Origin of the sequence: Leptolyngbya sp. FACHB-711 (assembly GCF_014695615.1) — a bacterium.
GTDB lineage: Bacteria > Cyanobacteriota > Cyanobacteriia > Elainellales > Elainellaceae > Leptolyngbya_A.
Genome location: NZ_JACJOR010000392.1, coordinates 1 through 10477 on the forward strand (window position 1 = coordinate 1; position 10477 = coordinate 10477).

The window sequence follows — 10477 nt, forward strand, 5'->3', positions numbered from 1 at the left end:
ATAAAACAGAGCGAATGATGTAGGTTATTCAGCGTTAAAAATTCTTGCGACAGAACCCAAAATTTGACGGGACGGCAAAAAGGGCTTAACGCAAGTCGATGCTGCGACGATCGCCGAATTTTCAGAACGCATGGTGCAACGGATTGACACAGGCGTGCATCAACTGCAAAATAAGCTTCGAGGCTAAGCTAAATCTGCCAGCGTTGCTTTTGCTCCCCGATCGCGCAGACTGTGGAAATGAGCGGTGACTACCTCCACAAATTCCTGAGCCTGGGATAGATCTTCGCCAAAGATTTCAGTCAGGCGCAGGATTGATCGCGGGGCGTCTGAACTTTGTGCCCGGTCGGTGAGAATCTCTGCCATCGGGTCATCAATCACAATCTTGCGTCCCTGATCGTCCGTGCCTTGAAGATAGCGACACCAAGCCGCAACGACTAAACCCAGATAGTTCACAGAAGCGGATTGCTGAAGCCGATCGCGCACCGTTCCCAGGACAAATTTCGGCATTTTGGCGGCTCCGTTGAGACAAAGGCGGGGAAGCTGGTCTGGCATTCTGGGATTCGAGAATCGCTCGATGAGAGTTTGCTTATAGGCAGTTAGCTCCATACCGGGAACGGGTTTCAATGTTGAGGTCGTTTCCTCCATTAGTTGTTCAACTGCCCGACGAAACAGTGGGTCTGCCATGACTTCATGCACATAGCGATAGCCTGCCAGCTCACCTAAATAACCAATCAGCAAATGGCTGGCATTAAGCAAGCGAATCTTGATTTTTTCGTAGGAATGTACATCGTTGGTAAACTGGACACCTACCGTTTCCCAAGCAGGTCTTCCGGCACAAAAATTATCTTCGATCACCCACTGAATAAACGGTTCTGTCACGACCGGGAAGCCGTCCTGAATGCCAAGCTGCTCGGCAACCATCGCACGATCGGCATCCGTCGTGGCAGGCGTAATGCGATCCACCATGCTGTTGGGGAAGCTGACGTTTTCTTGAATCCAGGCAGCTAAGCTGGGGTTCGCTAGTTCAGCATAAGCGGTCACCATTTTACGAGTCACATTCCCGTTGCCCTGGATGTTATCGCAGGACAGGATGGTGAAGGGCGGCAATCCGGCTTGACGACGGCGATCGAGTGCTGCAATCAGAAATCCGAAGGCACCGATCGGCTGCTCGGGATGCTGCAAATCATACTGTATCGTGGGATGGTTTACATCCAGTTCACCGCTGCCTTCGATGTAGTAATAGCCTGCCTCGGTAACAGTGAGCGTGACGATTTTGCACTCTGGTGCCGCCATTGCATCGACTACTGCCTGACGATTATCTGGGGCATAAAGATACTTGCCAATTGAGCCAATTATTCTTGCCCGATCGCTTGCTGCCGAACGTTCTACGAGCGTATAGAGACAGTCCTGCGATTGCAGCGCATCCCGCATCCGCTTGTCCCATTCCAGCAGCCCGACGCCCACAATTCCCCACTGTTTATCGTCGCTTTGATGAAAATAGTCGTCCAGATAAACAGCCTGATGCGCCCGATGAAATCCACCGACACCAATATGCACAATCCCCGGAGTAATGGTGTGGCGATCGTACTGAGGAATGCGAATCTCAGGAGAGAGATGGAATAAAGTAGCTTCTGTTAGCTGAACTGGAGCATGAGTTTGGAGATTCATAATTCCTTATTTTCGATTAATGCAGGAATAATGTTGTCAAACGTAAATTAGAGAATGCTTGAAAAGTATTTGCAATGCTACATTGCCCCTTTCATTCTTCACTTTGCCCCCGCTCCTAACGAACTGCGGCGTTGCTGAATAGCGTATGATTCGCCCCCCTAGCCTCCCAACCCGGCAGAAGCTGTGCTCGTTCATCAGTTCGGAAGTCCCCCAAACGTGGGGCAGAAAGAGAACTACGGGGGCAATACAGGATATCAATTTTTGGCTTCATTCTTCGATTCAGCAACGCCGGAACTTTGAAGCCTTCATTACAAAAGGTTCCCCAAAAAATTGCCGCGAGAGGGAACCTTGAGGATTAAACGCTTTGAGGAACTGCCGAATGCTGGAGCGGAGGAAGCGTCACTCCCTCTAAATTGAACAAATGACAGGTATCTCGATCGATTTGAACGGAAACGCGATCGTGTAGATTGCTGCGATTGTTGCCGTCCGCTTTCACCATCAAGCTTTCGCCACCCTCCATCTGTAAGTAGAGATAAGTTTCACCGCCCAAGTGCTCTGCAACAAGCACTTCTCCCTGAATGGTGCGGGAACTGGCTCCATGATGATCTGTCTGATGTAAACCAACGAGCTGCAAATGTTCTGGACGAACTCCCAGCGTCACAGCATCACCAATTTTCACCCCTCCCGCATGCACTGGAAGGGTAATTGCCGTTCGATTCTTCAGCGTTATCGTCACGCCTTCAAACTCACTGATGCCAGTCACTGTCGCAGACAGGAAATTCATCTTGGGTGAACCAATGAATCCAGCAACAAACAAATTGCGGGGATGGTGATAGAGTTCGAGTGGCGATCCCACCTGCTCAATCACGCCAGCTTGCAGCACGACAATCTTGTCTGCCAGAGTCATTGCCTCGATCTGGTCGTGCGTTACATAAATCATTGTTGCTTGCAGGCTGTCATGCAGGCGGGCTAATTCAATCCGCATTTGCACCCGCAGCGCAGCATCCAGGTTTGACAACGGTTCATCAAACAAAAAGACCTTCGGACTGCGGACCAGTGCCCGTCCGATCGCCACACGCTGTCGCTGTCCGCCAGAGAGTTCTCTGGGTTTGCGATTGAGCAACGGCTCAAGCTGAAGGATTCTTGCTACCTCTCGCGCCCGCTGTAGCCGCTGTGCTTTGGGAACCCCTGCTAACCGCAAACTGAACGCCATATTTTCAGCAACAGTCATATGGGGGTAAAGCGCGTAGGTTTGGAATACCATTGCCAATCCGCGATCGGCTGCGGGAATGTCGTTGGAGCGTTTGCTGTCAATCAATAAATCGCCTGAGGTGATGTCTTCCAGTCCGGCAATCATTCGCATCAGGGTTGACTTCCCGCAACCTGACGGACCAACAAAAACCACAAATTCACGATCGTTGATGTCTAAGTCGATGCCTTTAATGACTTCTGTATCGCTATAGCGTTTGCGAATGTTTCTGAGCGTGACGGATGCCATAGTTTCTCCTTACGGACAGGTTGGTGAAGTAAAAGTACAAGGGAATAGGGTTGAGCGGACGTTTACTTAACTGCGCCGAACGTGAGACCTCGGACAAGCTGACGCTGACTCATCCAACCAAAAATCAGAATGGGGGCGATCGCCAGTGAAGAGGCGGCAGAAAGCTTTGCCCAGAACAAACCCTGTGGACTGGAAAAGGAGGCGATAAAAGCAGTCAGGGGTGTTGCGTTGGTCGTGGTTAAGTTGATGCTCCAGAATGCCTCGTTCCAGGACAGGATGATGCAGAGGAGAGCAGTAGAAGCAATGCCGGGGAGAGAAAGCGGTAACAGGACGTGAAATAACTCTTGACGAGTTTTTGCCCCATCCATCCGACCCGCTTCAAGGATTTCTTTCGGAACGTCTCTGAAGAAGGTGTAAATCATCCAAACGGCGATCGGTAGATTAATCAGCGTATAGATCAAAATCAAACCAATGCGTGTATCGAGCAAATTAGAGTTGCGAAACAAAATATAAATCGGAACCAGAACGCCTACAGAAGGCAGCATTTTAGTAGACAGCATCCACAGCAGTGTACTTTTAGTTCGCTTAGTGGGAAAGAATGCCATCGCGTATGCCGCCGGAACGCCCAACAGCAGCACCAGCAGCGTCGAGCCGACTGAGATGACGATACTGTTCATCGCAAAGTTGAAGTAGTTTGCCCGTTCCTGAATGGTGGCGTAGTTTTCCAGCGTTGGCTGAAAGAAGAGCTGCGGCACGGCTGAAACCGCCTCGACTTCAGGTTTAAAGCTGGTCAAAAACATCCAAAAGACGGGGAAAAACAGCAGGATTCCGGCTGCCCAGCCCAGCAGCGAAAGCCATATTTTGCGATAGAGCCGACGATCGGATTGAGTTGCCATTTTGATTTCCAGTGAATTCGCTCTAGAGTTCAGGTGTCCAGATTCTTCGCGACGAGACGCATCAGGAAAATTGCCACAATATTCGCCAGCACGACCGCAATTAAACCGCCTGCCGACGCACCGCCCACATCAAAGTCGAGCAGTGCCCGAATGTAGATGAGATAGGCCAGGTTCGTTGTCGCCAGTCCTGGTCCCCCTGCCGTCGTTACAAAGATTTCCGCAAAGATGGTCAGCAGGAAGATGGTTTCAATCATGGCAACCACGGCAATTGCTCGACTCAGGTGCGGCAGCGTGACAAACCGAAACGTAGCGATCGCCTTTGCCCCATCCATCCGAGCCGCTTCGACCTGCTCTTGATCGAGAGACTGAATCGCTGTCAGCAAAATCAGCAGCGCAAACGGCAGCCACTCCCACGACACAATCAAAATGACTGACAGGAGCGGATACTGCGCGAACCAGTCGATTGCCCCCAGTCCCAGTGAGCGAGTAAAAAAGGCAAACAGACCGTTGACCGGGTGCATCAGCAGATTTTTCCAGATCAGCGCACTCACGGTTGGCATGACAAAGAAAGGGCTAATTGCAAGGATTCGGGCAACCCCGCGTCCCCAAAACTCTTCGTTAAACAGGACTGCCAGCAGTATTCCGAAGCCGATCGTAATCACCAGCACCGAGCCGACCAGAATGAGCGTGACGCCGATCGAAGACCAGAGCGATCCGTCGCTGAGCAGGCGCATATAGTTAGAAAACCCGGCAAAGCCGCGCAGAGCCGGATTAATCAGGTTATATCGCTGAAACGAAAACCATACCGTCATCACGAGCGGCACAATCATCCATAGCAGTAAAGCAATGATCGATGGTCCAGTCAGCAAAGACGTATTGGGTAATCGGCGCGATCGGCCTTTGGGTCCAGCTTGCGGATTGGGTTGAAATGTCAGTGAAGACATAAATGTGAATGGATATAGAGATGAATCTCAAAACAATTTGTTGAAGCAGAATTCGTATCCATGAGGTGAGTCATGGATCTTGTAGGGGCAGGTTTGAAACCCACCCTTATACCTATCACCACAGCACCAGCTGCTTTGAGGGCAATCTCAAGCAAGTAGCCTAATTTTTGTCCTGCTCAAATCACCCTCGCGGCTGCCAGCTTTACTTGAGGTAGCCTGCACTCTTCATCGCATTCGTTGTAGAGGACTGTGCTTGCTGCAACGCCTGGTCTACCGACACCTGACCCGTGAGAGCTGACGCCAGCGTTTGACCGACCTGAGTCCCGATCGCCTGGAATTCAGGAATTCCCACAAACTGGATGCCTGTATAAGGTTTAGTGGCAGTCGGTCCCGGCTGAGCAGATTCAATCGACTTCAGCACGGTATCCGCAAAGGGAGCGGCTTTCTTGTACTCCGCATTGGCGTAGGTAGAAGCGCGAGTTCCCGGCGGAACAGCAACCCAACCATTTTCCTGTGCAACAAGCTGAACGTATTCCTTCGAAGTTGCCCACTCGATAAATTGCTGAGCTGCCTCCGGTGACTTAGACGAACTGGGAATTCCCAATGACCACGCCCATAGCCAGTTTGAACCATTGCCCGTCGCTTGAATCGGCGCGCGTGCAAAGCCCACTGTGTCTGCCACCTGAGATTCCTGCGGGTTCGACAACAAACCAGCCGCCACCGTTGCATCCACCCACATGCCGCACTTGCCGGTGGAGAACAGAGCCAGGTTTTCATTAAAGCCGTTTGAGCTTGCTCCTGGAGGACCGTACTGCTTCAGCATCGACACATAGTCATTCACTGCTGCCTTCCATTCTGGGCTAGTCAGCTGCGGATTCCAATTTGCATCAAACCACTTTGCGCCATAAGCGTTCGCCATCGTGGTAACAAAGGCCGTATTCTCACCCCAACCTGGCTTGCCTCGTAGACAAATGCCATACACACCCGCATTCGGGTTGTGCAGCCTAGCTGCCCATTCCTTAATCTGGGTGTAGGTTGGCTGTTCCGGAACCGTGATGCCTGCTTGCTGGAACAGATCCTTACGGTAGTAGAGCATCGAACTCTCGCCGTAGAAGGGCAGTGCATAGAGCCTGCCGTCTACCGACAGTGCATCTCGAATTGGCTTCAAAATATCGTTCACATCATAGTCCGCCGAAAGATTTTCCAGCGGCCTCAGCCAGTCCTGCTTACCCCAAATTGGAGCTTCGTAGGTGCCGATCGTCATCACGTCAAATTGTCCGCCCTTATTGGCAATGTCGTTGGTGACGCGCTGCCGCAGGACATTTTCCTCCAGCACCACCCAATTCAAGTCGATATTTGGGTTGTCTTTTTCAAACTGGTTCGATAGCCTTTGCATCACCACCATGTCGGCGTTATTGACCGTGGCGATCGTCAGGGTCGCTTGTTCGCCGCCGCCACCACCGCTTGCCTGGTTGGACTGTTGGGGTGAGCAGGCATGAAGCTGCACCAGGAAAAAACCGACGCACATCGCAAAAAATAGCTTGGCGAAGCGGGGTACTCGCATCGCATTAACTCCTTGGCGAAAGATTGTTGATTTATCTTGATTTAATACTCAGAGTTCGAGCAGATGCTCAATAATAAGAATATAGATGGCTTTCACAGAAGCCTGAGAGGAAAAGAGGGAAGTTGCAACATTTATTGATGAACCTGATACATATTCGAAGACAGCTAAAGTAGCGTTTGCTTATCCTCGAATCATTTCAGCCTCTGTTGCACTTCTGCTGCATTACTTTGTAATCCACCTCATTACGCAGCAAACCAGGGTCATGCAATTGAGCTAATCCTCTCAAAAAACAACTCAAAGCTTATCTACAAAAGGATACAAATCAATGGCAACTCAAGCGGGGACAGCCACCTATTCTTTCACTGATAAAACAATTTTGATTACAGGCGGTGCAGGTGACTTTGGGCGGGCAGTGGATCATCGCTTTGCGAGCAGCGGCGCGGGAATCATCCTACTGGACTTAAATGAAACGAAGCAGGCAGAAGTTGCTGCAGAGTTGGCAAACTACAAAGTGCCGATCGCCTCACTACGCTGTGATGTCACAAATGTTGATGAAGTCAAAGCAACCTTCGATCGGGCAATCAACCAGTTTGGGCATATTGATTATGTATTTAACAACGCAGGCTATCAAGGGGCATTTGCAACGACCGATAATTATCCAGAAGATGATTTTCGGAAAGTAATTGAGATTAATGTCGTTGGAGTATTTCATGTGCTTAAAACTGCTGCAACTTGTCTTAAACAGCAGGGTGGTGGTGCGATCGTTAATACTGCGAGCTATGCAGGCGTAGTCGGTCCGGCGAATATGCTGGCCTATGGTGCATCAAAGTTTGCGGTGATTGGGATGACACAAACAGCAGCCAAGGATTTGGCTCTCCATAAGATTCGTGTTAATGCGCTATCGCCTGCCCTGATCGGACCTGGCTATATGTGGACGAGGCAAACGGAACTCCAAGCGGCAGTTGGTTCGCAGTATTTTGACACCGATCCAAAAGTCGTAGAGCAGCAGATGATTCAGTCCGTACCGATGCGGCGATTGGGCAGCCTGGAAGAGGTCGCTAGTGGAGTTGCTTTCTTGATGAGCGAGGAAGCAACCTATATTACAGGCTTCAATCTAGAGATCACCGGTGGGCAGTAGCATGGCTTCATCCAAGAATTGAGCATTTTCTCAGTCCTTAGGTAAATGCTCAAAAAGATGAAGATTTGGTGGGGTTTTTAGCGAAACGGTGTTGATGAAGGCTGTTCTTTCGCTGACAAGTTTCAGATGATTAATTTGTCGTGATTTCGATGAACAATAGTCATCGCGCTGCTTTTCATTCTGAATTTTCTTTCTCCCCCTTTATCCGCCATGAACGACTTCTCCTCAATTCGCCGCGATCGAAAACTTGACCTTGCTGCCCACGCTGCATGGCTCTATTACATTGCCGGAAATACTCAGGATGAGATTGCGATCAAGTTACAAATCTCTCGACAGGCCGCACAGCGTATGGTTGCTTTAGCTGTGAGTGAACGGCTGATCAAATTTCGGCTCGATTACCCGCTCAGCAACTGTATTGCCCTGGCAGAAGCTTTGCGCGATCGATGGGGACTTGCCGTTTGCGAAGTCGTTCCTACAACAACTGATCCACGGAACGGCATTAGCATCTGTGCGGCGACCCATCTGGAAAACTACCTGATGACACGCACGCCGCTCATCCTTGCGTTTTCCTCTGGACGAATGCTTCGATCAGTGGTGGAGCAGATTTCGCCCATGAACCAGCCCCAGCACAAGGTCATTTCGATCGTTGGCAATTTGTCTCATTACGGTCATGCAGGTCGGCATGAAGTGGTGATGCATTTATCCGATCGCGTTGGCTCTCAAGCATACCCCGTTCCAACTCCGGTGATTGCCACCAGCGTAGAAGAACGACAGCTACTCCAGACGCAGCGATCGTTTCTCACAATCAAAGCTCTGGCAGAGCAGGCAAAAGCAACCTTTGTTGGTATCGGTCAAATTGGCTGGGACTGCCCCCTGCATCGGGATGGATTTATTAATGATGCAGAAGTGACAGAGTTAGTCGAGGCTGGAGCCGTGGGTGAAATTGCAGGCTGGGCATACGATCGTGAAGGAATGCTGATTGAAGGAGCAACGAACAGTCGCGTTGCCAGTGTACCGCTAGAACAGCCTACTCAAAAGCTGGTAATTGGCGTAGCAGGTGATTCGGAGAGGATAGAAGCGATTCGGGCAGCTTTGCAGGGCAAGCTCATTAACGGACTCATTACAGATAAGGAATCAGCACAGAAGCTTTTGGCAACGGCAAACGATTAATTGATAAGGAATTTTGGGATGAGGAACATAGCGCTAGGTTTGGACCTGGGAACGAGCGGGGTTCGCGTCGTGGCGATCGATCTATCAGGAAAGGTGGTGGCTCAGGCGACGCGCAGCTACCCTTTGCTGTCTCCCCGTCCAGGCTGGACAGAGCAAAATCCGGTCGAGTGGACATCTGCTAGCTTGTTAGCTCTCAAGGAAGTTGCACAGCAAATCGAGGCAGATCAGGTGATCGGGTTGGGATTGTCCGGTCAGATGCACGGGATGGTTGCTCTAGATGCAGAAGGGCAAGTGGTTCGTCCGGCAATTTTGTGGAACGATCAGCGCACCGAGCAAGCCGTTTCCCAGATCGAATCGATTGTGCCGCGATCGACCCTCATTCAGCGTACGGGTAATCCTGCTGTGACCGGGTTTCAGCTTCCAAAAATTATCTGGCTATGCAGCGAGGAACCAGAGGCCTATGCTCGGACTCAGCAAGTTCTCCTGCCCAAGGACTATCTGGGGTATGTGCTGACGGGCGAGTGGTTTACGGAACCTTCGGATGCATCAGGAACAGGCTGCTTGCATCTCGAAACGCGTCAGTGGGATGAAGAGGTGCTTCAGGCATTGGGGGTGAGCGTCGATCTGTTTCCAGCGGTGATTGAGTCAACTGCGATCGGCGGACGGCTCAAGCCGGAACTGGCAGAGAAAATCGGACTGCCTGCAGGACTGCCTGTGGTCGCTGGAGGAGGGGATAATGCAGCAGCGGCAATCGGCTTAGGCATCTCTTCAGCGAATTTGCGCCAAGGCAGTATCAGTCTGGGAACCTCTGGCGTCATTTTTGCGCCGCTTGACCAGCCAACTCCCGATCCGCAGGGACGCATTCATCTGTTTTGCCATGCAGATGGTAGCTATCATTTGCTGGGTGTCACGTTAGCTGCTGCGGGTTCTTTGCGCTGGTATCGCGATATCTTTGCACCGGAGGCTAACTATGTTGAGCTGATGGCTTTGGCAGAACGATCGCCTGCTGGGGCGAGAGGGGTTTTATTTATCCCCCACTTGGCTGGAGAACGATCGCCCTACCTTGACCCTGGAGCGAGAGGTGCATGGATTAATCTAGCTTTGGCACACGGTCAGTCAGATCTGATCCGCGCTCTGTTGGAAGGTGTGGCACTCAGCCTACGGGCAGTACATCAAGTCATGGTTCCCCTGACGGCGGTAGATACTTTCATTGCAACTGGAGGCGGTACTAAATCAGAGCTGTGGCTGCAAATCCTGGCAAATGCGCTGCAAATGAAGCTCGTCATTCCTCAAGCAGAAGAAGGAGCAGCCTATGGTGCAGCATTATTAGCGATCGTTGGGGCAGGTGTAGCTTCACTGGAGGATATCTTGAAACAAGTGACAGGCGACAAAAGGGTAATCCATCCAGCTTCGGAACCAACCTATGAAAAACTGTTTCAGCAGTTTCAAAGCCTGTATGATTTGCTAAAAGCGGTTCGATGAGTAGAGTGACAAAAAGGGCATTGACAACAAACATAACTTTAGAGAAGAGATAAAATACAGGATCATACCTCGCTTGCCTGGTTTTACCGGTTGTGTCGCAAAAACTGGTGGGTGGTA

General features: G+C 50.8%; 8 protein-coding genes. 3 read left to right on the plus strand and 5 right to left on the minus strand.

Features of this window, described 5'->3' with window-relative positions; translation table 11 throughout:
• Positions 1–183 precede the first annotated feature (183 nt).
• The 5 genes from H6F80_RS16590 to H6F80_RS16610 all read right to left on the minus strand — a co-directional run bounded on the left by H6F80_RS16590 (position 184) and on the right by H6F80_RS16610 (position 6570).
• Entirely contained in the window at positions 184–1668 is a 1485-nt protein-coding gene (locus H6F80_RS16590; protein ID WP_190792637.1) for a mannitol dehydrogenase family protein, read from the minus strand.
• 355 nt (positions 1669–2023) lie between these two features.
• The gene (locus tag H6F80_RS16595; RefSeq protein WP_190792638.1) at positions 2024–3166 is read right to left on the minus strand and encodes an ABC transporter ATP-binding protein; all 1143 of its coding nucleotides are present in this window, start codon (positions 3164–3166) and stop codon (positions 2024–2026) included.
• Between the two features lie 62 nt (positions 3167–3228).
• Positions 3229–4062, minus strand: a complete 834-nt coding sequence (locus H6F80_RS16600) for a carbohydrate ABC transporter permease (protein WP_190792639.1) — start codon at positions 4060–4062, stop codon at positions 3229–3231.
• Positions 4063–4091: 29 nt separating this feature from the next.
• Positions 4092–5006, minus strand: coding sequence for a carbohydrate ABC transporter permease (locus H6F80_RS16605; protein ID WP_190792640.1), 915 nt, complete (start codon positions 5004–5006; stop codon positions 4092–4094).
• Between the two features lie 202 nt (positions 5007–5208).
• A complete protein-coding gene (locus H6F80_RS16610) occupies positions 5209–6570 on the minus strand; it encodes an ABC transporter substrate-binding protein (RefSeq protein WP_190792641.1) in 1362 nt (453 codons plus the stop codon).
• 325 nt (positions 6571–6895) lie between these two features.
• Here H6F80_RS16610 and H6F80_RS16615 point away from each other — a divergent pair, with 325 nt between their 5' ends.
• From H6F80_RS16615 to xylB, 3 genes are all read left to right on the plus strand, one after another.
• The gene (locus H6F80_RS16615) at positions 6896–7708 is read left to right on the plus strand and encodes an SDR family NAD(P)-dependent oxidoreductase (protein WP_190792642.1); all 813 of its coding nucleotides are present in this window, start codon (positions 6896–6898) and stop codon (positions 7706–7708) included.
• A 210-nt stretch (positions 7709–7918) separates the two neighbouring features.
• Positions 7919–8878 carry a sugar-binding transcriptional regulator gene (locus H6F80_RS16620; protein ID WP_190792643.1) on the plus strand — a complete coding sequence of 320 codons (960 nt, stop codon included), beginning with the start codon at positions 7919–7921 and terminating at the stop codon, positions 8876–8878.
• A gap of 18 nt (positions 8879–8896) precedes the next feature.
• Positions 8897–10360: a xylulokinase gene (gene xylB / locus H6F80_RS16625; protein WP_190792644.1), complete on the plus strand. Its 1464-nt coding sequence runs from the start codon at positions 8897–8899 to the stop codon at positions 10358–10360.
• The last annotated feature ends 117 nt before the right edge of the window (positions 10361–10477 follow it).

Bases quoted from the DNA above. Each gene is read 5' to 3' on its own strand.
- H6F80_RS16590 (WP_190792637.1), bottom strand. From the start codon at position 1,668: ATGAATCTCCAAACTCATGCTCCAGTTCAGCTAACAGAAGCTACTTTA.
- H6F80_RS16595 (WP_190792638.1), bottom strand. From the start codon at position 3,166: ATGGCATCCGTCACGCTCAGAAACATTCGCAAACGCTATAGCGATACA.
- H6F80_RS16600 (WP_190792639.1), bottom strand. From the start codon at position 4,062: ATGGCAACTCAATCCGATCGTCGGCTCTATCGCAAAATATGGCTTTCG.
- H6F80_RS16605 (WP_190792640.1), bottom strand. From the start codon at position 5,006: ATGTCTTCACTGACATTTCAACCCAATCCGCAAGCTGGACCCAAAGGC.
- H6F80_RS16610 (WP_190792641.1), bottom strand. From the start codon at position 6,570: ATGCGAGTACCCCGCTTCGCCAAGCTATTTTTTGCGATGTGCGTCGGT.
- H6F80_RS16615 (WP_190792642.1), top strand. From the start codon at position 6,896: ATGGCAACTCAAGCGGGGACAGCCACCTATTCTTTCACTGATAAAACA.
- H6F80_RS16620 (WP_190792643.1), top strand. From the start codon at position 7,919: ATGAACGACTTCTCCTCAATTCGCCGCGATCGAAAACTTGACCTTGCT.
- xylB (WP_190792644.1), top strand. From the start codon at position 8,897: ATGAGGAACATAGCGCTAGGTTTGGACCTGGGAACGAGCGGGGTTCGC.